Here is a 21,405-nt window from a genome sequence, read left to right on the forward strand (position 1 = left end):
GCCTCTGCCTCGAAAACTTCGAACTGTGGTATGTGACTGCAATAGTGCGAGCAGCGACACACCGTCGGTTCACGTGGAGAACTGTGCCACACTGGCCGCGCTCGCTATACAGATACTCGCCTTCTCACGTGAAGAATAGTGCCCAAACAGCCGTTACTCGTATGTGCTCTCGGGGGACGCCGAGGTATCTTTCGGCGGGTAGTCACCACTCTATCAGGAGGGAGTGCGCTCTCGAAAGGATCGGCTACACCGGGATTAGCAACCGGGTATGAAAGACGCCGCAGCGAGGATTCAACAGGTGTACACACCTCACGTGGTTAGGATGAGATCTGAACGAGAACGCGCGGAACGCCGTCTGGACCGCGTCATTGACCGCTTCGCAGAGGACGTCGGCTATCTCGAGTTAGAGTTGCTGTTCCAGAAGCATGCACAGAATCTGCACGAACAGTGGGTTGACGAGGCTGACGGTGACGCACTGACACTCGACGACGTCGACACAGAGGAGTCGGTATGAGCCGTGAGGCAGACGAGCAACGCCCGGCCTCGGAGACGAGCAGGGACAGGTCGAGCGAAGAAGACCTGTTCGACGAGTCGTGGGTGGTCTGGGTCGCGTCGACGAAGAGCAGCGGTCCGAGAGTGATGCACGTACACGAGAACTGTTCGTATCTCGAAAGAGCTGATTTCAAGACGAAGAAAGACCGAGACCTACTGTTCGACGACACGACGTGGTGTCAGAACTGTGCCGGTAGTCTCGGATGAGTGCTTCGGCCGTACGCTTATCCTGTTCGACACCCAACAGTAGCGTGGTATGTCACAGCAAGTCACGAAAGAGCTCGAGGTAGACGAGTACACGCTCGGACTGGTCGGCCCCGAACAGGAGTGGGCAGGGACGGTCGCCGACGGCGGCACCGTCAGGACACACACCCCACCGGCCTGCTGGGGGCCGATGATTACACCGGAGTTCCGGGGCGGCCACGAGGTGACGAAACCGATTCGCGTCGACGGCGCTGAGGTCGGCGACGCCGTCGCCATACGCATCAACGACATCGAGGTGACCAGCATCGCCACCAGCACCGGGTCGATGGACGAACGCGAGGGCGCGTTCGGCGACGACCCGTTCGTCGACCACAAGTGCCCGGAGTGCGGTGCCGAGTGGCCCGAGAGCGTCGTCAAGGGCACCGGCGAGGAGTCCATCCGGTGTGCGGAGTGTGGTGCCAACGCCTCCTCCTTCGCCTTCGAATACGGCATCACGGCCGTCTTCGACCACGAGGGCGAGGTGGGATTGACGGTCGACAGCGAGGCCGCCCACGACCTCGCCGAACGCGCCGACGAGGCCATGGCGCTGCCGGAGAACTCCCGCCAGCACCCAATCCTGCTGTACGAACCCTCGGAGATGCCGGGGACGCTCGGACACCTCCGGCCGTTCCTCGGGAACATCGGGACGACGCCGCCCATCGAACTGCCGGACTCGCACAACGCCGGGGACTTCGGGCAGTTCCTCATCGGTGCCGACCACGACTGGGGCCTCGACAGCGAGGACGAACTCGCAGAGCGCACGGACGGGCACATGGACATCAACGCCGTCCGCGAGGGTGCCATCCTCGTCTGCCCCGTGAAGGTCGACGGCGGCGGCATCTACGTCGGCGACATGCACGCCAATCAGGGCGACGGCGAACTGGCCCTGCACACCACCGACGTCAGCGGTCACGCCGAGTTCGAGGTGGAGGTCATCGAGGGCCTCGACATCGACGGGCCGGTCCTCCTGCCGAACGAGGAGGACCTCCCGCACATCGCCAAACCGTACACGGACGACGACGTCGAGGCCGGCGAGGCCCTCGGCGCGGAGTACGGCGTCGACGTCGAGACGGACATGGGGCCGATTCAGGTCGTCGGCTCCGGCGCGACGGTCAACGACGCCACCGAGAACGCCTTCGACCGGGCGGGGGCGCTACTGGACATGACCGAGGGCGAGGTCCGGACCCGGTGTACGTTCACCGGCGGCGTCGAGATCGGTCGCCTCCCGGGGGTCGTCCAGCTGACGATGCTGGCCCCGATGGACCGCCTCGAAGAACGGGGGCTGGACCACCTCGTCCGCGAGCAGTACGGCCTCTGATCGGCCGCGCGCGGCGCGCCCTCGGGGGCGATTAGCCTCAATTCCCGAATCCGACGGCAGCGTCCGTCACGATTCGGTTTAGCCCGATTTAATCCGCGTTAACCGTCCTGAAACCGGCCCGAAACCGACCGGAAATCGGGTTCACGGCCATCCCCCACTTTATCCCTCTCTCCGGAAGGCCGAGATGCGATGTTCGAAGCAGACCCGCTCACGATGGCAACGTTCGCAAACGACGCGGTTCAGATGGCCATGCAGGCCGGCCCGCCCACAGACCTGCCCGCGCAGGTGCCGGACTTCGTCGGCGACATCCTCGGCGAAGTCGGGTCCTCGGCCGGCGAGGCCAAGGAGGGTATCGGTGAGACCATCAGTGGTCTGACGCCGGGCGGCGGTGAGGGCGCCGACGCAGCGGCCAACGGCACCGCGGCCAGCGAGGGCGCGGCCGGCGCTTCCGGTAAGTAACGTCCTGTAACCGCTGACGCTCCCACACGCGCCCTCGTCTCGTAGCGACCGGCGCGTGACCGCACTCCGCGAGCCCTCTCCCCTCTCGCTTTCCGGTCCCCGCTCGACCTCAACCCGCTACCCGCACACCCCTCTCACGGCACCGGCCGAGTCCGCGGCGCCTTTCACGCCGCCACCCGTAGCGGCGGGTATGAAGAAGTCCCTCGACGAACACGCCGACCGTTTCTCGGACCACGCCGCCGACTACGACGAGAGTCAGGACTCCCCGGAATACCGGGCCTGTGCAGACCTCGTCGTGGCCCACGCAGACCCCGGACCCGACGACGTGGTGCTGGATTTGGGCACCGGGACGGGTGCCATCGCATTCGGCGTCGCGGACGCCGCCGGCGAGGTCGTCGGCCGAGACATCAGCGAGGGGATGCTCGAACAGGCCCACGCGAAGGCCGCCGAGAACGGCGTCGAGAACGTCTCGTTCGGCGAGGGCCGCTTCCGCGACCCGGGAGTGCCCGAGGACGTCGAAGTGGACGTCGTCACCTCGAACTTCGCGATGCACCACCTCGGCGACGACGAGAAACGCGAGTCCATCGACGTCCTCGCCGAACTGGGGCCGCGACGTATCGTCCTCGGCGACGTGATGTTCTTCGGCGAACCGAACCCCGACGACCCCTTCTACAGCCCCGAGGTGGACGACCCGGCGACGGTCGGCGTCCTCGCGGACGCGTTCACCGACGCTGGCTACGCCATCACGGCCGTCGAGATGGTCTCGGAGCAGGTCGGCGTCCTCGTCGCCGAGCGACCTGCCTAGAGCGACTTCGCGTAGACGTAGCCGTCCACGTCGAGAAATTCGTCGTAGTGGTCTGCGACGCGGAGGAACCCTTGCGACTCGTAGAACCCGACGGCGTCGTCGTTGTCGGCCATGACGACTAACCGCAGGCGTCGCCCCCCACGCTCCCGGACGCTGGTTTCGACGTCGTCGAGTAACGCGCTCCCGGTCCCCTCGCCCCAGTGGTCCGGGTGGACGTAGATTCGCGAGAGGGACCACGTCTGGTCCGCCTCCGCCGGCCCGGCCTCGGCGAACCCGACGACGTCCCCGTCGCTCGTCGCGACGCGAAACACCCGGTCGGCGTCCGTGACGGCGTCGTCCAGTCGCGACGGCGTGTAGTACCGCTGGAGGAACGCGTCGACCGCGTCCGGGCCGACGATGTCGTCGTGGGCGGCGTGCCACGCCCGGCGAGCGACGCACTGGACCGCCGGCACGTCCTCGCACGTCCCCTTTCGAACTCCCGGCATACGCGCAACCTATCAAGCCACACGCAATAAACGCTTGTCAGGACGTGGCGCTACCGTTCGGCCGACGATTCCAACCGCGTCCCGTCCCGCGGGCAGTAATCGTACGACTCGACCGTCGCCTGGAACCCGCAGTGCGGGCACTCCTGGACGACGGTCGGTTCGTCGTCGCGTAGCCCCCGGAACAGGAACGGGACGAACGGCAGGAACAGGAAGACGAACAGACTGTCGGTGTACCACCACAGGGCCACGGTGACGAGGAGGCTCACGACGAGGCCGACGACGGCCGTCGCGGTTCGGGACCCGACCATACCGAGCGGTTACCGTCCGAGAGGCAAAACCCCACGGCTCCCGTTCGTGTCACACGCCCACACCGCACGCTTTTGTCGGGTGCGGGACGATATTCGAGTAGGTATGTCCGACGACGGGTACTGGCGGTTCTGTGCCATCGTCGAGCGCGAGATAATCACCACGCCGACGGTGACGGCGCCGCCACACACCGAACGGGTCGTCCTCGAACAGCACACCGACTCTGGCGAGTACCGTCTCCGCCCGCTCGACGAAGTCACCGACGGCGGCGAGCGGATAGCGTAGGCCGGGGCGTGCACTCTACGTCGCGCTCACCCGCCCTGCATCGCCGGATGGACGCCGAGTTCGGCGTCGGCCGGACAGTCGTCCTCGGGGTCGACCGAGGTCCCGTCGAGCGACAGGCGGACGCTCGGCTCGAGCGCGTCGCCGTCGAAGAGATGACGTTCGGCACGGGGGTAGGCGGCGACGAACGCCGACAGCGCCTCCCGGACCGTCCCGCCGTCGAAGTCGACGGTCACCGTCTTCTCGCCGGTGGCACCGCGGAGTTGGCCGTACACTGTGACCTCCATGGCGGTGCTTCGGCCGCCTCGCGGATTACCGTTGCTCGCCTCGACCCTCGAAGAGCAAGATAGTTGAACGCCCGTAGCCGAGACGTGGGCATGACCGACTACTTCGAAGTCCACGAGCGCGACGGTGCCGCGCGACTGGGCGAGTTGCGCCTCGCCGAGTCCGTGACGACCCCGGCGCTGGTCGACGACGTGGACGCCGACACGCCCGGCGACGTCCGTCGGGTCCTCCACGACGCCGGCAGTCGCTGGCCCACGGCACAGGAACCGTCGGAGGGCGACGACTCGCAGGTGACGGTACTCCCCCATCGCGGCCTGCCCGCGGGTACGCCCGACGAAGTCGCCGACGCGTTCGCGCCCGACTATCCCGACGCGGAGTTCCCGAGCGGGGCCGTCGTCTCGCCGGACACCGCCGCTGACTTCGGGAGCGACGTCTACGTCCTCGCGGGCGCGCCGGGCTACGTCGGCCACGCCGCCGCCTTCGTCGACGCGGTGACGGCGACGCGTGAGGCCATCCCCGCCGACACCGCCCTCTATCTGCCGGGCGTCGCCACCCCCCGGAACGTCGCGACGCTCGTCTATTCGGGCGTCGACGTGGTCGACCCGCACCGAGCCGTGATTCGCGGCACCGAGGGCCGCTACCTGACGACGGACGAGGCGTACTTCCTCGAAGACTTGGACGAACTCCCCTGCTCGTGTCCGGCCTGCCAGACGCCGCGAGAGGCGTTCACGCGCGAGGACTGCGTCGAACACAACGTCAACGCCCTCGCGGCGGAACTCCGGCGGGTCCGCCGGCGCATCCGCGACGGCCGACTCCGCGACTACGTCGAGGGACAGGCCCGACAGGACAACTGGCTGACCGCGACGTTCCGCCGACTCGACCAGCAGTACGGCTACGTCGAGGAACGGACGCCGCTCATCCGGCGCGCACAGCTATCGGCGGCCAGCGAGGACTCCATCCGTCGCGTCGAAATTCAGCGGTTCGCCGAACGGGTCACCGACCGCTACGTCCCGCGGTTCGACGACCGGCCGCTGGTCGTCGTCCCCTGTTCCGCCCGCAAGCCCTACAGCGACTCCCAGAGCCACAAGCAGTACCACGACGCCGTCCACTGGCGCGCCCACATGGTGTCGATGACGTCGCCCATCGGCGTCGTCCCGCAGGAACTCGAACTCACATACCCCGCCCAGCACTACGACTCCGTGGTGACGGGGCGCTGGACCGCAAACGAGATAGAGTTCGTCTCGCAGGTGCTCGAACGCTACCTCGCCGACGCCGACTACCCCGACATCGTCGCCCACGTCCCCGGCGAGGGATATCGCGACATCTGCGAACGCGTCGAGGACTCGCTCGGACTGGACTTCACCTACACCGTCACGGACCACCCGACGACGGCCGACTCGCTGGGCAACCTCGCCGCCGAGTTGGAGGGGTGGGACACCTACCGGAAGTCCACCCGCGAGGCCAACACCATCCGGGCCGTCGCCGACTACCAGTTCGGGGCGGGCGCGGGCGACGACCTGTTCGCCGACATCCAGACGGCGGGCCGGTACCCGCAACTGCGGGCCGAGGACACCGAGGGCGAGCAACTGGCGACGCTGGCCCAGCAGTACGGCGTCCTCTCGCTGACGCTGGCCGGCGCTCGCCGCTGGGTCGAGAGCGACGTGCCGACCAAGACGGTCGAAATCGAACCGTTCGTCCCCCACGGGTCGGTCCTCGCGCCGGGCATCGTCGACGCCAGCGACGACATCCGCGTCGGCGACGAAGTCGTGGTACAGGGCGACGCCGCCTTCGGCGTGGGTCGCGCGGAGATGCACGGGTCCGAGATGCAGTCCTCGACGCGCGGCATCGCGGTCCAGATGCGCCACGTCGAGGAACGGTAGACCGACCGCTCGAGATACGCGCTCGGCTTAGAACGACACGTTCTCACTTCTGACGTCTTCCACGCCGGTCTGGGTCCCCGCTCTGTCGTCGTAGTATTTCCGTCCGACGAACCCGTCTTCGAGGTTCCCCAGCAGCGTGGTGTAGAGTTCCTCTGGCGATTCGTACGTGGCTTCGGTGGTGCGTTCCAAGGTGGTCCCGACGGTGACGGCGTCACCGGCTGGGGTCGTCAACTCCACGTCGCCCAACTGCTGGACGACGGTGTCACGGTCGGCGGGGAACGTGAACGCTTGCTCGAACAACTGCAGTGTTTCGGAGTAGCGCATCGGTAGCACACGACTCGAATCCCTAATCAAAAAAGATTATGAATTAGGGACGGGTCCGAAACGCGGTCACGGCGGGCCACCGTACCTTTTTGTCACGCCGCCGACTACCGGAATCGGATGGCTGGCGCACTGACGCTGTATCTACTGGTCGTCGCCGGGACGGTCGTCTGTTTCGCCGGCGCGTACGTCTACTACGAGGCGGCCGCGATGCCGAGACACGCGCTCCCAGCCGGACTCACGCCCCGTGACGGCGCGTCGGTTACCGTCGTCACGCTCGCCGTCGTCGTCGCGATGGGGTTCCTCGGCGACGTGACGTTCTTCGACCACGAGACGGACGTCCGGGGGGTCGGGATGCTCGTCATCGGGTCGTCCCTCCCACTCGTCCTCGGACTGGTGGGCCTCGCCAGCAGCCGGACGTTCGCCCGGCGGTGGCGCCGGCTCCACCCGGACGACGACGTGCCGACGGGGTCGCTGTCCGCCGGTCCGGTCGCCTGCACGGGCGCGGTCACGGACGACGCCACGGACGGGGGGCCGGTCACGGGTCGAGACGCCTGCTGTTGGTCGTGGGCCGTCGAGGTACTGGACCCACACGGCGTGGGCGACATCGGCCAGCGCGAGCAGTGGGTCGTCCGCGACGGCGGCGTCGGCGGCGCCCGATTCGCCGTCGACGACGGGAGCGGCCCGGTGTGGGTCGACCCCGACGACGCGACGGTGGACCTCGGCGCCACGCGAACGCTGGCGCTCGCCGCCGACGAGGGCCCACCCGCCGACTTCCCGAATCCCGCGCCGAAGGTCGAACGCGACCACCGGGACAAGCCGCGACGCTACGAGGAGTCGGTCGTCGCGCCGGGGGACCACGTCGCCGTCGCGGGCACGGCGCGGGCGACGGCGGAGGGCGTCGTCCTCGACGAGGACGTCCACGTCGCCGTGGGGTCGCTGTCGACGGCGGCGACCCGGTACCGGAACCGTGCGGCGATGTACGGCGTCGCCGGCGTCGTCGGCGTCGTCGTGGGTACGCGAGCGCTTGCGGCCGTCCTCGGCGTGTTCTGAGTATCGCGTGACTTATCGCCCGACGCGACCAAGGACGGGTATGGACCCGGTGCGGTTCCGGCGGTACGTGCCCGCCATCGCGTTCGCCGCCCTCTTGCTGGTCACCTCGCTCGTTCCGGTGCCAGAGAGCGGCGCCGAGGCGGTGCCGGCGCTGCTCGGCGTCTCGCTGGACAAGTGGGTTCACGCCGGGAGCTACGGGGCCCTCACGGCGCTGCTCGCCTGGGGAGAGCGAACCCGGGCGGCCGCCGTCGTCGCCCTCCTCGCGACGGTCGCGGTCGGCTACGGCGCCGGCATCGAGGTACTGCAGGGGCTGGTCGCCACCCGCGACACGAGCGGTGCGGACTTCGTCGCCAACGCCGTCGGCGCGGCGGCGGCCGGCGTCGCGTGGCTTGCGGCCCGCGACCGACTCGCCCGCGAGACCTAACGAAGCGGCTTTACGCGCCCGTCGGCTACGCCGGCGTAATGAGTAAGCCCAGTCCCGACGTCTACGAGCAGGGCAAGGGCATGGACGCCCACAACTCGGTGATGCGCGACATCCGGTCGCGCAACGACTCGACCTACGACCCCCGGGAGCCCACCCGCGTCTGGTTGGACGAGGACAACACGCCGTCCGGCGTCTACCAGAGCCTGACCATCATCCTGAACACCGGCGGCTGTCGGTGGGCCCGCGCGGGCGGGTGTACGATGTGCGGTTACGTCGCCGAGTCCGTCGAGGGCGGCAGCGTCGCCCACGAGGACCTGATGGCCCAGATTCGGCACTGTCTGGACCACGAGGCCGAGGAAGCCGACGAGAAGAGCGGCCTCATCAAGATTTACACCTCCGGGAGCTTCCTCGACGAGCGCGAAGTCCCCGCCGAGACGCGACAGGCCATCGCCGAGACGTTCGCGGACCGCGAGCGCATCGTCGTCGAGTCCCTGCCGGACTTCGTCGAGGAGGACCGAGTGTCGGACTTCGTCGACGCCGGACTGGAGACGGACGTTGCCGTCGGTCTCGAAACCGCGACCGACCGCGTGCGCCACGACTGCGTGAACAAGTACTTCGACTTCGCGGACTTCGAAGAGGCCTGCGCCGCGGCACGGGACGCAGGGGCCGGCGTCAAGGCCTATCTACTGATGAAGCCGGTGTTCCTCTCGGAGTCCGAGGCCGTCGAGGACATGAAATCCTCGGTGCGGCGGTGTGCCGCCGTCGAGGGCTGTCACACCGTCTCGATGAACCCGTGTAACGTCCAGCGGTACACGATGGTCGAGGAACTGTACCACGACGGGGGCTACCGCCCGCCGTGGCTCTGGTCGGTCGCCGAGGTACTGGAATCGACCGCGGACGAGGACGTCATCGTCGTCTCCGACCCCGTCGGCCACGGGAGCGACCGCGGCCCGCACAACTGCGGGGAGTGTGACGACCGGGTCCAGCGAGCCATCAAGGACTTCGACCTGCGACAGGACCCCAGCGTCTTCGAGCAGGTCGACTGCGAGTGCGAGGCGACGTACGAGGCCGTCCTGACCCGCGAGAAGAGCTACTCGATGCCGCTGACGCGGTAGCAGTCTCGCATATCCGCCGCCGACGGCCCCGACCGACTCGCGCCTGCTTCGCGGCCTCGCGGCCGTCGGCGGCGCCGCCACGACGTTCCTCCTCGTCACCGTGCCGGTCGTCGAACTGCTCGCCTTCGAGTTCTCCGCGCTCGTCGCGGTCCCGCTCGGACTCCTCGCCGGCATCGGGGCGCTCATGGCCGTCGCGCTCAACCTCTCGGACCTACCGCCGGAGCGCCGTCGACAGGTGTTCGCGTACGCCACGTTCGGTCCAGCCGTGTTTCTGGTACTGGGCCTCTCGTACGTGAACGTCGGTCGCGGACTGTTCACCGTTCCGGTGGCCGTCGGGTTCGGCGTCGTCGCCACTGTCGCGGTGTACGCTACGCTCCGGGCCAGAGGCGGCGAGACCGCGCGCTAGACGGCAAAACCGGACGAGATGCTCCTCACAGCGCCTCGTCGGGGTCGTGTTTCTCCCGCATCCGCTCGACTTCCCCAGCGTATCGCTCGCGCGTCTCCGCGTCGTCGACGCGTCCGAGGTTGTCCGGGTTGACGGCCATCGACACCGGCGTCTCCCGTCGGTCGCCGGTGTAGGAGGTCAGCGCCCGCTCCTTCCGGAAGTCCCGCCGTCCGTCCGGCGTCGCGTAGGTGAGGATGATGAGGTTCTGTTCGTCGTCGGAGTAGGTCCGTTCGACCAGCCAGACCCGGACGGCGTCGTCGGCGAGCGTCGCGTCGTCTGTGCTCATGGTGTCGAGTAGGCGTCGACAGCGGAAGAGTGTGGTGACTGTTCTCAGTCCCCGAGAGGACCACTTTCACTTTCACTCCGGTAGGGTGGCGTTTTTACACCCGGGGGCTATACTGATTCGTAGGGGCCGCGGAACATGTCACACGCTCCACTGGCCCCGTCCCATTCCTATCCCCTTTCACGCTCCCAGAGCGACGGCTGACAGAAGACAGATACCGGACGAAGGCGACGCCGCCGATATGCGCCGCATCCACGCAGTCGCCCTCTGCTGCTGTGCCGCCGCGCTCGCCGTCGCAGTCGTCGCGACGGCCGGCGTCGGCCCCTTCCAGCCACCGCCGGACGTGCGCGTGACGAACGACACGGACGGCGCGACGGTGCTGGACCCGTTCCGCTACCGGAACGAGTCGTCGCCCCGGACGGTGGTCCACGTCGGCGACGAACGCGACGGTCGACCGCGACCCATCGCGTTTCGCCTGTTGAACAACGGTCCCAACCGGCCGATTTCGCTGGCCGTCACGCACGAGCGGACGAACGCGACGCTGTACGAGCGCCGGGCGTCGCTCTCCGAAAGCGGGACTGTCGCCGTCGTCTTCAACCGTCCGACAGACTACACGCTCGCGGTGTCGGCTGTCGGCGAGACGAGCGTCTACGAAATCGAGCGCGACCAGTTCGACTGCAACGACCAGACGTACGGCGTCGCCGTCGAGGCGAACGGCCAGACGCTCCTGACCCGCGTCGGAACGCAGATGGGGTGTTAGTCCGCGAACCCTTCGAGAACGGGGCGGCCGTCGATGCGGCCCAAGTCTTCGAGCGCCGCGCGCTCGGGGTGGGGCATCATCACGGCGACGTGGTCGTCCTCGCCGGTGACGCCCGCGACAGCGTGTTTCGAGCCGTTAGGGTTGGCCTCGGGCGTGACGTTGCCCTCGGCGTCGCAGTACTTGAAGAGGATGCGGTCGTCGGCTTCGAGTTCGTCGAGTCGCTCGTCCGCAATCTCGTAGCGGCCCTCGCCGTGGGCGATGGGGAGTTCGACGACGTCGCCTTCCTCGTAGTGGCGGGTCCACGGCGTGTCGGCGTTCTCCACGCGGAGGTGGACGTGTTCACACTGGAAGCGCGCGCTCTCGTTGGTGGTGAACACGCCGGGGGTGAGCGAGGACTCACAGCCGATTTGGGCACCGTTGCAGACGCCGAGGACCGGCGTCCCGTCGGCGGCGGCCTCTCGGACCTCCTCCATGATGGGCGAGCGAGCGGCCATCGCGCCGGCCCGGAGGTAGTCGCCGTACGAGAACCCGCCGGGGAGCATGATGCCGTCGACGTCCTCGGGCAGGCCGTCCTCGTGCCAGACGAGGTCGGCCTCGAAGCCCAGCGTTTCGAGGGCCTGCACGGAGTCCCGGTCGCAGTTCGACCCGCCGAACTGGATGACGGCGATGGTCACAGTGACCACCCCGTGTGGGAACCGAGCATCGGCGTCAGTGTGACGGCTATCATTCCCGTTCGGCGACCTCCACGTCGTAGTCGTGGATGGTCGGGTTCGCGAGGAGGCGCTCGGCCATCTCCTCGGCGCGTTCGGCGGCGTCCTCGCTACTCTCGGCGTCGAGGTCGATTTCGAAGCGGTCGGCCGAACGGAGGTCCGAGAGGTCGAACCCGAGGCGTTCGAGTTGCCGCTGGGTGGTCTCGGCCTCGGGGTCTAGGACGCCCCGCTTCAGCCGGACGGTGACGGTGGCGGTGAAGGCGGTCATTACTGAGAGGCCGGCGGGGGGCGGAGAAAACGCTTGTGTTATCGGAGCGCGGGCACGGACGTCCACTCCCGCGGTTGGCCCGGCAGTCCCTCGACCTTGACCTCAACGCCGGCGTCCCCGTCACGGACCGAGATACGGCCGTCGAACGACTGCGCGATGCTGCCGACCACCCGTTCGTCGTGGGCCTCTGGGTCGATGGCACAGACGCCCAGTCCGTCCGCGGTCCGGATTCGACTGGTGACGGTGTTGACGAACCGGAACACCGGGCGCACGTCGTCGGTGTAGACGAGCAGCGGCGTCAGCGTGTAGATGCCGGTCCGCACGGCGTCGTAGCCGCGGGCGTACACTCGCTCGTACTGAGTCGAGTACTCGATGCCGATGCCGGTGAGGTCGGCCGGCGTCCCGACCGTCGAGACGAACTCGCCGAGGTCGTCGTCGTCCTCCTGTGCGCAGTCCACGACCCGGACCCGGTCGCCGACCCCGCCCCCGCCGAGTCGCTCGAAGTCGGCCAGCGTCTCGCGGGCGCTCGTGTCGGCCGTGATGATGACGACGCCGTCGTCCCCGAGGAGGAGTCGGAGGAGCAACTCCCGGGTGCCGCCGAGCGTCGGTCCGGTCACGAGGAGGTTCGTCCCCGACTCGACCGGTTCTATCGGGATGCCCTCGAACCCGTACCCGCCCTCGTGTGGTACGGCCATCTCAGGGCTCCTCCTCGCCGAGGCGCCGACGGAGTCGCAGTTGCTCCTCGACCTCGTCGGCGAACCGACGGAGGTCGTCCAGTTCCGCCCGTGAGTACGACCGTGGCTCGCCGTCGACACAGCAGACCGCACCCAGGGCGTTGCCCGCCTCGTCGGTGATTCGCGCCCCGGCGTACGACCGGATGTCGAGTTCGTCGAGGCGGTCCACCTCCGCGAAGCGAGGGTCGTCGCGGGTGTCCTCGACGACCATCTCCTCCTCGCTGAGGATGGTGTGGGTGCAGATGCTGTCCTCGCGCCCCAGCGTCCGCCAGTTGGCGCCCTCGCAGGCGACGAACCGCTCCTCGTGTTCGTCGACGAGGCCGACGAAGGCCACGTCGATGTCGAAGTGGGTGGTCAACAGCGCAGTCAGGCGGTCGAACGCCTCGATAGCCGACAGCGACTCGACGTCGTACTCGCGGAGGGCGGCCAGTCGAGCGGACTCGTCCTCGGGGACGGGGTAGGCCGCCTGCGTCACCGCCGCGGTGGCCGCCGTGACCACGTCCGCGAGGCGTTCTCTGGCCCCCGGGACCGACCGCGGAACGTACTCGACTACCTGTTTGCGGTCCCCGTGCGGGAGGTCAGAGGGCGGGTCCGCGGTGAACAGCACACAGGCGCAGTCTGGGGCCGTCTCGCGCACGGTCTCGACCACGTCGAACCCGCTCCCGTCGGGGAACGACGCCGCGGTCACGACGCAATCGACGCCCCCGTCGAGGGCCGTCTCGACGTCCGCGACGGACGCGGCCGTGACCACGTCGAGGTCGGCGGCTTCGAGGACCGGGACGGTCCCAGTGCGTTCGCTGTCGTCGGGGTCGGCGTACACGACTCTCGGGAACTCGGCCGTCACGTTCCGGCGGTTGGGCCGGAGCAACTAAGCTATGACGCCCGGCGAGCGAGACAAAACGAAGGCTTTTGCATCGCGCCTGCCGAACTGGAGGGCAATGAATCACGGTACAGTCTGGAGGTGGCGGGCGTGACGCACGGTCTCACCGAGATTACGGTCGTCGGCGACGACGACACGGGCCTCATCGCCGAAGTCACTTCCCTACTGTTCGAGCGCGGTATCAACATCGAGGACCTCGACCAAGCGGTCCGCGAGGGCGTCTTCCGGATGACGATGCACGTCGACACCGCCGACATGGTGACGACCGAGGAGAAACTCCGGGAGGACCTCACCGAACTCGGCGACGAGTTGGGTGTCGACCTGCAGGTCCGGTTCCCCGCCGACCGCGAGACCCAGTCCATCGCCGTCCTCGTCACCAAGGAATCGCACTGTCTGGAGGCCCTGTTCGAGTCGTGGGCCAACGGCGACCTCGGCGCCGACATCGAGGTGGTCATCGGCAACCACGACGACCTCGAACCGCTGGCCCGGAAGTACGACGTGCCCTTCCACAACATCGGCGACGAGAAGGGGACGCCCGACGAGGCGGCACTGCTCGACTTGCTGGCGGAGTACGACGCCGACCTCATCGCGCTGGCCCGGTACATGCGCATCCTCTCGCCGGACGTCGTCTTCCGCTACGAGAGCCGCATCATCAACGTCCATCCGAGTCTGCTCCCCGCCTTCCCCGGCGCGTCGGCGTACATGCAGGCCATCGAGGAGGGCGTCCGCATCGCCGGCGTCACCGCCCACTACGTGACGACGGACTTGGACCAAGGGCCCATCATCACCCAGCGAGCGTTCAACGTCCCCGACGACGCCACGGAAGAGGAACTGCAGGAACTCGGCCAACCGCTGGAGGCCGAGGCGCTCATCGAGGCCATCAAGCTCCACCTCAACGACGAGGTGACGGTCCACCGCGGTCGGACGAAACTGCGCGACCCCGAGGAGACGGACGTCCAGTTGGGCGCACCGGAGACCCTCGACGAGGAGAACCCGGACCGACCCATCGACGGCCTCGGCGAGTTCGTCGCCGGGGACGACTCGGAACCGGGGGCCGAAGCGGACGACTAGCGGGGCGAGGCCGACGCGAAAATCACGAGAACCCGAGCGCGTCAAATCTCGTAGCGTGCGATGTCCGACGAGCCACAGTGTGGACAGGGCTCCTCGCACCCGCCGACCGAGCGCCCACAGCGACAGCACTCGTGGTGGGCCGTCGGCGTCTCGCCGCATCGGTCGCACGCCGTCTCGTCGGCGTGGACGTACTCGATGAGTCTCCCGACGAACGTCATGGCTCTGCTCCCCGCGCCGAACGTCGATGGTGTCGTGACATGCGTAGGTCGCTCCTTAGCTCCCCGAACTGACCCGCACGCGGTGGACCGTCACGTGCAGTTGCTGTAGCGTCGAAAACGGGGACCGTATCCGGGTCCCCCCTCGAAGCCCGTAGTCGTAGTGTGCGGCCCCGTACTGACCGACGGTCAGGTTGCCGGTCACGGCGAGGCCGTAGAGGTCGCCCTGCTTGATGTAGACGTATCCGCTCCCGGTGGCCCCCGCGGGCGCGTAGACGAGGCCGTCGAAGGTGGCCCGTCTGCTGTTGGACCCCGCGATGGTCGCGTTGAACTCACGGGTCCCGTACACGCGCAACTGCCCGGAGTCCTCGTCGGGAACGTGGACGGAGGCGCCTTTCCCGACGTGGAAGTTGACCGCCTTGCTCCCGAGGCCCGTCGGGGAGACGACGGTGTCGTTCTCGCCGGCGACGACGACGCGGACCCGGCCGTCGCCCTCGACGCTGAGGTTGCCGTCCTGCTCGAGTTTCACGTAGTCTCTGACGACGAGGGTGACGTCGCCGTCGGTGGTGTTCAGCGTCAGTGACTCGCTGTCGAGCGTGACGTTGTGGACGTAGTAGCGGCCCGCGTCGAGTTCCGTGGACGACCCCGATAGCGTAAGTTCCTCGCCGGTGATAGCCGTCGTCTCGTCGTTGTCGTTGCGCGCGCGTACGTCTCCTGCGTAGGTCTCGACGAACGTGTCGATGGGCATGACCGAGCGCACGCCGTCGATTCGGTCGACGTCGCCGGCGACTTTCGACCGTTCGGTGCCGTCCGGCCCGGGACTCTGCGTCCAGTAGACGCTCCCGTTGATGTGAGTGCTCCCCTGCAGATTGACCGTGCCGCCCGACTTGACGTCGCCGTCAACGAGCGAGTTCCCCGATGCCTTGACGTCGCCGGCCGACTGAATCAACCCGTTTGCCGACTCCGTCTGCGAGTAGTTCCCCACCGACGAGTTGTAGCTGTTGACGTAGGCCCCGGTGCCTGCGACGGCCAGTTCGCCGGTGCTCGACGTGGCGATGATGCCCGCGTCGAAGGTGCTCCGGTCCGGCAGGACGAGGAACGTGACCGACGCGCGCTCGGCGGCGTGGTCGTAGCTCACGATGGCGTCCGTCTCCGCCTCGAAGTAGCGGCCCCACGCCTCGTAGTACTCGCTCTGGACCGCCACCGTCACCGACCCGCTGTCGGGCGGGTTCGAGAACCCAGCAGTCAGGTTCGGGTACTGGCGTGCCGCCGTCCCGTTCTGCCGACTTTGGACGCGACCCGTGAGTCCCGTCTCGCCGTCCACAGAGACGACGGGGAGCGTCAGGGTCCGCTCCCGGTAGTGGAACTCCGGACGGGAGAGCATCACCGACCCGTCGCCGTCGCTCCGCCAGACGCCGCCGCCCTGCGACGCAATCGTCGTGTCGCCGTGCCTGTACTGCACCGTGCCGAGCGACTCGTTCACCACGACCTCGCTCCCGGTCGCCTCGCTGTCGACTTCGACGCGGAGCCACCCGGTGTCGTGGTAGCGCATCTCGCCGTCGTTGGCCCGCAGGCCCATGTCGGTGGTCGCCGACCGGGACTGCCCGAGTGCGACGGCGCTCAGGTCGCTGTCGAACGCCGCGAGAGCGTGTTCCGCCGCGCTGACCTCCGCCCTGTCGCGGGTCTCAGTGAGGACCGCCGACCCGCTCGCGACGACGACGGACACGCTCATAACGACGATGGCCAGCAACAGGACGACCGCGATGACCTCCGATTGGGCGCGCGCGGTCCGCCGCCGCCCGCCGTTCGGGTGGGCCGTCTCGTCGGTCAGTCGGTTCGTGTCTGCGTTCATGGTGTCCCTGTATTGTCGTGTCTCGTCGTCCGCCCCGTCTCTCCGCTGTATGCCTCGCCCGCGCGGTCGGCGTGAATCCGGACGCCGAGCGGGGGGCGGGGTGAAAGTGTGGTTCTATAGCTGTGCGTGTGTGGTCACGGTGCCGTCGAGGTGGCCAAGACCGCGCTCTTGTCGCTGTTCGGGCTCTGGTAGACGACCTTGATGGTCTCTCCCGAGTCGTAGGTTCCACTGGAGACGAGCTCGACGCCTGCCGTTATTTCTGATGGCGCGCTCCCCGATTTCGTAAGATCGTCACTAGTGCTGTCCGTGATCTTCAGGTTCGCTTTCTTGAGCGTGTCGCCACCATCGTGAGTGACCGTCACTTCGCTCGCGCTCGTATCGTAGTCGAACGTGAAGCTCGCCTGTGGCGTCGCGCTCGTCGAACTGCCCAACCCGAGGACGAACGACGCGATGACGGCTGCGAGGATGACCGTGATTGCGACCATCAGCACGACGCCGATGACCGGCGAGACGGCGTCGTCGTCTTTGACTAGTGCTTTGAGGTTTCGTAGTTGCATGGTTGTGTGCTGGATGGCTCCAGAGCGCGATTCGTCAGCGTATCCGACGTCGTCCGTCGCCCGCACCGCTCCCGTCGACGACTGACCAGCACGCCCGCGGCGTCGCGGGCGAGCGGAAACTCTCCGAACTCCCCCACTGCGCTGACTCCCTTGCTCTCCACCATCGCTGCACCTCACCCAATCCGTCACTGGGGCATTGTTATTGGATAAGTAACATCTTACCCGGCGAAACGGGATGCTACCGTTCAGCGATTGTTCAGGACCGTTCAGGGAGGTAGCAGGCTTCTTCCCGGCCGGCGTCGGCCGTATGGGTGTCCGTAACAACGTACGTTCTGTCTGAAGGGAACACATCGATGAGAGCGTACAGTTCACGGAAGCGAACGGGTGCTAGACCGCACGTGCGAGTGCGAACAGACCGGCGGGTGGTCCGATGACCCACGTGCTCCGGACGGGCATCGACGTGTTGGACCGAAAGCTGAGCGGTGGGGTCCCACCGGGGAGCCTCGCGCTCCTCTCTGCCGACCCAGCGAGTCAGTCAGAACAGTTCCTCTACGAGTTGACGGCACCGAGACGGACGGCGTACCTCACCACTGCGCGGTCCACGAGTTCGGTCCGGACGGCGATGGAGAACGCCGGCGGGGCGCTCGACACCACGGAGCTGTACGCCGTCAAGGAACGGCCGCTGAAAGAGGCCTATCGGGTCATCCGCGACAGTCCCGCCCAGTCCACCATCATCGTCGACACCGTCGACATGCTCGAGACGGAGAACTCACAGGAGTTCCTCCACTTCCTCAACGACGTCCGCGACGAACTCGCGGAGAAAGACAGCTTCGCGGTCATGCACGGCCTCGACGGCCGAGAGGTGCCCGTCCAGCGGGACGTCACCGAGTACCTCGCCGACATCATCTTCGAACTGTCGACGGAGGTGCGCGGCGAGAGCATCGAGAACCGCCTCATCGTGCCGAAGTTCCGGGGCGGTGCGCCGTTCGACGAGACGGTGAAACTCGAACTGACGCAGGAAGTCGCGATAGACACCAGCCGGGACATCGCCTGAGGCCCGGACACGCCGTCTCACAGACGCTGCTTACCGAACCGTGGCCTCGCTCCCGAGTGGACTGAAAATCATATATCTGATACGTCTTGCATCGTCTGTTTCGCCCGCAGATAATGTGGTGCCTTCCGCTCTCACGTCCCGTTCTCACGACCAATACTGGCGTATCGGCGCTCTAACTCCGTTTCGAGCCGTCCGGAGCGGCGCTCCGGTCGCGGTGAGTCGCGTGGAATACCCTCTCTAATTTCAGGTAAACCACACATTACCAACATGGTGCAGGTGGGTGGTGATAGCCAGCCACACGTGTTCCGGCGGCCGCATCGGGCAGGCACCGATTTCCCGGTGACTGGCGGCCGCCGCCGACCGTGTGTACAGGACCACAATGAGTGAACGTAACCATTCCAACGGTGGGGACTCGAAGCGGCGAGGTGACGGACCGTGACGTCCGCGTCAGGGCCGGCGGACGACGACACGCGGGACAGACCAGTCGCCGTCGGGTCCTACACCTGGGACGACCTGATGGCAGAGATGGGGTACGAGACGGACGTGGGGCGGACCGTCGAGGCCGAGTCCCCCGACGGGGACAGCGGCTTGTTCGGGGCCGTCCGCAAGCGCAACTCCCAGTCTGAGACGCCCGTCCGGACGTGGGACTGGACCGAGACCGAGTTCGACCCGGCGGACTATCTGGGCGTCCACCCGGACGAGTTCCCGGCCGTCGTCGGCACCGCGAAAGCGAACGCCCGCCGCCTCCACGAGCGGTACGGCGAGTGGATAGCCGACACGCCGGTCACGAAGGACGAGTACACGTGGGAACACTTCAAGTGGGAGTACTACTACGACGACGGGCACCCGCCCGAGGACGCGGACGGTACCGTCGAACCGTTCGACCCGGAGTCGTTCCTCGGCTTCCCGCCGGAGGGCCTGACGGACCACCTCGTCAGAGAGAGCGACTTCGCCAAGGCGCTCGACGAAATCGTCGACCGGCGGACGGTCAACGTCAACCCCGACATCGACGAAGACGCGTTCTTCTCGACGCAGGACGGGGTGACGACGCTCGCCAACCGCTACGACTTGGAGAAGGCGGTGCCGATGGCGAAGAAGCGCCACTTCGTGGAAGTGGAACGCTACTGGGTGAACGAACCGTACGCGTTCGTCGTCGTCTTCCACTCCATCAAGGAGAACGAGAAGAAGTACTACGTCGTCGAACCGTACATGAACGACATCGAGGCGCGGGTCAAGCAGTACCTGACCGGTCGCCTCCGGACCGCGGTCAAGTACTCCGACGAGGACGCCCTCATCGACGGCACCGACGAGGACCGGGCCGAGGTCATCCAGTCGGAGACGCTCCGTCTCCTCGACCAGTACGACCTCCGCGAGGGGGTCAGGGACGACAGCGTCGTCGGCCAGTTCAAGGACCTGTTCGGCATCGACGAGACCAAGGAGCGCTCCGGCCGGGAGCTACAGGGTCTCGCGGCGCGACCGGAACCGGCGGTCATCGAGGAGGACGCCGAGACGCTGACCGAAGCGCAGGTCGAGCGGCTACTGTACGAACTCCAACGGGACTTCCTCGGGTACGAGCGCATCGACGGCATCAAACACGACATCAACGTCGAGGACATCTCCTGTGACGGCTACGACTCCCCGGTGTTCGTCTACCACACGGAGTACGAGAACGTCATCACGAACGTCGCTCACGACGAGGGCAACCTCGACGACTTCGTGGTGAAACTCGCCCAGCGGTCGGGGAAGGGCATCTCGAAGCGGCAACCGCAGGTCGACGCGACGCTGCCCGACGGGTCGCGGGCGCAGTTGACCCTCGGCCGGGAGGTGTCCGACCACGGGACGAACTACACCATCCGGCAGTTCAAGGACGTCCCCTTCACTCCAATCGACCTCATCAACTGGAACACGTTCTCGCTGGACGAGATGGCCTTCCTCTGGTTGGCCATCGAGAACAACCGGAGCCTCATCTTCGCCGGCGGCACCGCCTCCGGGAAGACCACGAGTCTGAACGCCGTCTCGCTTTTCATCCCCTCGAACTCCAAAATCGTCTCCATCGAGGACACCCGCGAGGTCGAACTCCCCCAGCGCAACTGGGTCGCCAGCGTCACCCGGCCGTCGTTCAGCGAGGACGGCGTGGGCGACGTCGACGAGTTCGACCTGCTGGAAGCCGCACTCCGACAGCGCCCGGAGTTCATCGTGATGGGCGAGGTCAGAGGCGAGGAGGGGCGGACCCTCTTCCAGATAATGTCCACCGGGCACACGACGCTGACGACGTTCCACGCGGACTCCGTCGGCGAGGTGCTCAAGCGGTTCACGACGGACCCCATCAACGTCTCGAAGACGATGTTCACCGGGCTGGACCTCGTCTCGATTCAGACCCAGACCCGCGTGCAGGGTCGGAAGGTCCGGCGAAACAAGACCGTCACGGAGGTCAACCACTACGACGCCGAGAACGACGAGATAAACATCCGCGACATCTTCGAGTGGCAGGCCGAGGACGACGAGTTCCTGAAACTCGGGCGCTCGAACACGCTGCAGGAGATTCAGTTCGACAGGGGCTGGGACCGCGAGCGTCTCGATGACGAACTGTTCAAGCGGAAAGTCGTGCTGGCCTATCTCGTCGAGAAGGGCCTCAACGACTACGCCGAGGTCGCGGCGACGCTACAGGCGTTCATCAACGACCCGGACGCGATTCTCACGTTGCTGGCCCGGGAGGAACTCGCCGAGAGCCTCTCGGACCTCCGCGAGATGGAGAGCGTCGAAATCGACATCGACCCGGACAAGGAGGCGGTCGTCCCCCGACCGGACCCCGGTCCGGAGACCAGAGAGACCGCGAAGGAGATTCTCGACACCGCCGACGGGACGCTCTTCGAGCGGTACCGCGACCGCGACGCGTTCTCGCTGATGGATGCGCTCCCGGAGCACGCGCGGGCGAAGGGCGCCGAAATACGGAGCGGGTTGGCGGCCGACGGGATGGGGACGGCCCCGCTCGTCGACCCCGACGTCGTGGAACAGGGCGACGACCAGACCGACGACGACACGGAGTGA

At 67.2% G+C, this 21,405-nt stretch carries 27 protein-coding genes; 15 read left to right on the forward strand and 12 right to left on the reverse strand.

Features of this window, described 5'->3' with window-relative positions:
• The first annotated feature begins 322 nt into the window (after positions 1-322).
• From Hhyl6_RS12075 to Hhyl6_RS12095, 5 genes are all read left to right on the forward strand, one after another.
• Positions 323-514, forward strand: coding sequence for a hypothetical protein (locus Hhyl6_RS12075; RefSeq protein WP_483739439.1), 192 nt, complete (start codon positions 323-325; stop codon positions 512-514).
• Positions 511-759, forward strand: coding sequence for a hypothetical protein (locus Hhyl6_RS12080; RefSeq protein WP_483739440.1), 249 nt, complete (start codon positions 511-513; stop codon positions 757-759). Before Hhyl6_RS12075 ends, Hhyl6_RS12080 begins: the two co-directional genes overlap by 4 nt.
• 49 nt (positions 760-808) lie before the next feature.
• Positions 809-2,113: an acetamidase/formamidase family protein gene (locus Hhyl6_RS12085; protein WP_483739441.1), complete on the forward strand. Its 1,305-nt coding sequence runs from the start codon at positions 809-811 to the stop codon at positions 2,111-2,113.
• 189 nt (positions 2,114-2,302) lie between these two features.
• Entirely contained in the window at positions 2,303-2,572 is a 270-nt protein-coding gene (locus Hhyl6_RS12090) for a hypothetical protein (RefSeq protein ID WP_483739442.1), read from the forward strand.
• A 190-nt stretch (positions 2,573-2,762) separates the two neighbouring features.
• The gene (locus tag Hhyl6_RS12095; protein WP_483739443.1) at positions 2,763-3,377 is read left to right on the forward strand and encodes a class I SAM-dependent methyltransferase; all 615 of its coding nucleotides are present in this window, start codon (positions 2,763-2,765) and stop codon (positions 3,375-3,377) included.
• On the opposite strand, the gene Hhyl6_RS12100 is transcribed toward Hhyl6_RS12095, so the two are convergent.
• Both Hhyl6_RS12100 and Hhyl6_RS12105 read right to left on the reverse strand, forming a co-directional pair.
• Entirely contained in the window at positions 3,374-3,862 is a 489-nt protein-coding gene (locus Hhyl6_RS12100) for an N-acetyltransferase family protein (RefSeq protein WP_483739444.1), read from the reverse strand. The two genes, Hhyl6_RS12095 and Hhyl6_RS12100, sit on opposite strands and share 4 nt — an antisense overlap.
• A 50-nt stretch (positions 3,863-3,912) precedes the next feature.
• A complete protein-coding gene (locus Hhyl6_RS12105) occupies positions 3,913-4,170 on the reverse strand; it encodes a hypothetical protein (protein ID WP_483739445.1) in 258 nt (85 codons plus the stop codon).
• 103 nt (positions 4,171-4,273) lie between these two features.
• On the opposite strand from Hhyl6_RS12105, the gene Hhyl6_RS12110 reads away from it, so the two are divergent.
• A complete protein-coding gene (locus Hhyl6_RS12110) occupies positions 4,274-4,453 on the forward strand; it encodes a hypothetical protein (RefSeq protein ID WP_483739446.1) in 180 nt (59 codons plus the stop codon).
• Positions 4,454-4,479: 26 nt separating this feature from the next.
• Here Hhyl6_RS12110 and Hhyl6_RS12115 read toward each other — a convergent pair whose 3' ends face one another.
• The gene (locus Hhyl6_RS12115) at positions 4,480-4,737 is read right to left on the reverse strand and encodes a MoaD/ThiS family protein (protein WP_483739447.1); all 258 of its coding nucleotides are present in this window, start codon (positions 4,735-4,737) and stop codon (positions 4,480-4,482) included.
• 90 nt (positions 4,738-4,827) lie between these two features.
• Here Hhyl6_RS12115 and arcS point away from each other — a divergent pair, with 90 nt between their 5' ends.
• Entirely contained in the window at positions 4,828-6,615 is a 1,788-nt protein-coding gene (gene arcS / locus Hhyl6_RS12120; RefSeq protein ID WP_483739448.1) for an archaeosine synthase subunit alpha, read from the forward strand.
• Between the two features lie 27 nt (positions 6,616-6,642).
• Here arcS and Hhyl6_RS12125 read toward each other — a convergent pair whose 3' ends face one another.
• A complete protein-coding gene (locus Hhyl6_RS12125; protein WP_483739449.1) occupies positions 6,643-6,939 on the reverse strand; it encodes a DUF5789 family protein in 297 nt (98 codons plus the stop codon).
• A 117-nt stretch (positions 6,940-7,056) separates the two neighbouring features.
• Between Hhyl6_RS12125 and Hhyl6_RS12130 the strand changes: the two genes are divergently transcribed.
• From Hhyl6_RS12130 to Hhyl6_RS12145, 4 genes are read left to right on the forward strand one after another with little or no spacing between them, the layout of a single operon-like run.
• On the forward strand, positions 7,057-7,989 hold the full coding sequence (locus tag Hhyl6_RS12130; protein WP_483739450.1) for a hypothetical protein: 933 nt from the start codon (positions 7,057-7,059) through the stop codon (positions 7,987-7,989).
• 40 nt (positions 7,990-8,029) lie between these two features.
• Positions 8,030-8,413: a VanZ family protein gene (locus Hhyl6_RS12135; RefSeq protein ID WP_483739451.1), complete on the forward strand. Its 384-nt coding sequence runs from the start codon at positions 8,030-8,032 to the stop codon at positions 8,411-8,413.
• Between the two features lie 38 nt (positions 8,414-8,451).
• Positions 8,452-9,528 (forward strand): archaeosine biosynthesis radical SAM protein RaSEA, encoded by a 1,077-nt coding sequence (locus tag Hhyl6_RS12140; protein ID WP_483739452.1) that lies wholly within the window; start codon positions 8,452-8,454, stop codon positions 9,526-9,528.
• 43 nt (positions 9,529-9,571) lie between these two features.
• Positions 9,572-9,934, forward strand: coding sequence for a DUF8147 domain-containing protein (locus Hhyl6_RS12145; protein WP_483739707.1), 363 nt, complete (start codon positions 9,572-9,574; stop codon positions 9,932-9,934).
• 25 nt (positions 9,935-9,959) lie between these two features.
• Here Hhyl6_RS12145 and Hhyl6_RS12150 read toward each other — a convergent pair whose 3' ends face one another.
• Positions 9,960-10,259 (reverse strand): DUF7967 family protein, encoded by a 300-nt coding sequence (locus Hhyl6_RS12150; protein ID WP_483739453.1) that lies wholly within the window; start codon positions 10,257-10,259, stop codon positions 9,960-9,962.
• A 238-nt stretch (positions 10,260-10,497) separates the two neighbouring features.
• Here Hhyl6_RS12150 and Hhyl6_RS12155 point away from each other — a divergent pair, with 238 nt between their 5' ends.
• The gene (locus Hhyl6_RS12155; protein WP_483739454.1) at positions 10,498-11,016 is read left to right on the forward strand and encodes a hypothetical protein; all 519 of its coding nucleotides are present in this window, start codon (positions 10,498-10,500) and stop codon (positions 11,014-11,016) included.
• On the opposite strand, the gene purQ is transcribed toward Hhyl6_RS12155, so the two are convergent.
• Genes purQ through Hhyl6_RS12175 form a run of 4 tightly spaced genes read right to left on the reverse strand, consistent with a single transcriptional unit; the run spans position 11,013 to position 13,572 of the window.
• A complete protein-coding gene (purQ, locus tag Hhyl6_RS12160; RefSeq protein ID WP_483739708.1) occupies positions 11,013-11,690 on the reverse strand; it encodes a phosphoribosylformylglycinamidine synthase I in 678 nt (225 codons plus the stop codon). The genes Hhyl6_RS12155 and purQ overlap by 4 nt on opposite strands.
• 49 nt (positions 11,691-11,739) lie before the next feature.
• Positions 11,740-11,994 carry a phosphoribosylformylglycinamidine synthase subunit PurS gene (gene purS / locus Hhyl6_RS12165; RefSeq protein WP_483739455.1) on the reverse strand — a complete coding sequence of 85 codons (255 nt, stop codon included), beginning with the start codon at positions 11,992-11,994 and terminating at the stop codon, positions 11,740-11,742.
• Between the two features lie 38 nt (positions 11,995-12,032).
• Positions 12,033-12,689, reverse strand: coding sequence for a DUF7504 family protein (locus Hhyl6_RS12170; RefSeq protein ID WP_483739456.1), 657 nt, complete (start codon positions 12,687-12,689; stop codon positions 12,033-12,035).
• Position 12,690: 1 nt separating this feature from the next.
• Positions 12,691-13,572, reverse strand: a complete 882-nt coding sequence (locus Hhyl6_RS12175; protein WP_483739457.1) for a GAF domain-containing protein — start codon at positions 13,570-13,572, stop codon at positions 12,691-12,693.
• 126 nt (positions 13,573-13,698) lie between these two features.
• On the opposite strand from Hhyl6_RS12175, the gene Hhyl6_RS12180 reads away from it, so the two are divergent.
• Positions 13,699-14,679 (forward strand): formyltetrahydrofolate deformylase, encoded by a 981-nt coding sequence (locus tag Hhyl6_RS12180; RefSeq protein ID WP_483739458.1) that lies wholly within the window; start codon positions 13,699-13,701, stop codon positions 14,677-14,679.
• A 41-nt stretch (positions 14,680-14,720) separates the two neighbouring features.
• Here the strand turns inward: Hhyl6_RS12180 and Hhyl6_RS12185 are convergent, their stop codons facing one another.
• The 3 genes from Hhyl6_RS12185 to Hhyl6_RS12195 all read right to left on the reverse strand — a co-directional run bounded on the left by Hhyl6_RS12185 (position 14,721) and on the right by Hhyl6_RS12195 (position 17,303).
• The gene (locus Hhyl6_RS12185) at positions 14,721-14,897 is read right to left on the reverse strand and encodes a hypothetical protein (RefSeq protein WP_483739459.1); all 177 of its coding nucleotides are present in this window, start codon (positions 14,895-14,897) and stop codon (positions 14,721-14,723) included.
• A 55-nt stretch (positions 14,898-14,952) separates the two neighbouring features.
• Entirely contained in the window at positions 14,953-16,746 is a 1,794-nt protein-coding gene (locus tag Hhyl6_RS12190; protein ID WP_483739460.1) for a DUF7289 family protein, read from the reverse strand.
• Between the two features lie 134 nt (positions 16,747-16,880).
• Entirely contained in the window at positions 16,881-17,303 is a 423-nt protein-coding gene (locus tag Hhyl6_RS12195) for a type IV pilin domain-containing protein (protein WP_483739461.1), read from the reverse strand.
• A 430-nt stretch (positions 17,304-17,733) separates the two neighbouring features.
• Between Hhyl6_RS12195 and Hhyl6_RS12200 the strand changes: the two genes are divergently transcribed.
• Together Hhyl6_RS12200 and Hhyl6_RS12205 are read left to right on the forward strand one after the other, a co-directional pair.
• Positions 17,734-18,357, forward strand: a complete 624-nt coding sequence (locus Hhyl6_RS12200; RefSeq protein ID WP_483739462.1) for an RAD55 family ATPase — start codon at positions 17,734-17,736, stop codon at positions 18,355-18,357.
• Between the two features lie 516 nt (positions 18,358-18,873).
• The gene (locus Hhyl6_RS12205; protein ID WP_483739709.1) at positions 18,874-21,405 is read left to right on the forward strand and encodes a type II/IV secretion system ATPase subunit; all 2,532 of its coding nucleotides are present in this window, start codon (positions 18,874-18,876) and stop codon (positions 21,403-21,405) included.

It is taken from the genome of Haloarcula sp. H-hyl6, from assembly GCF_056934455.1.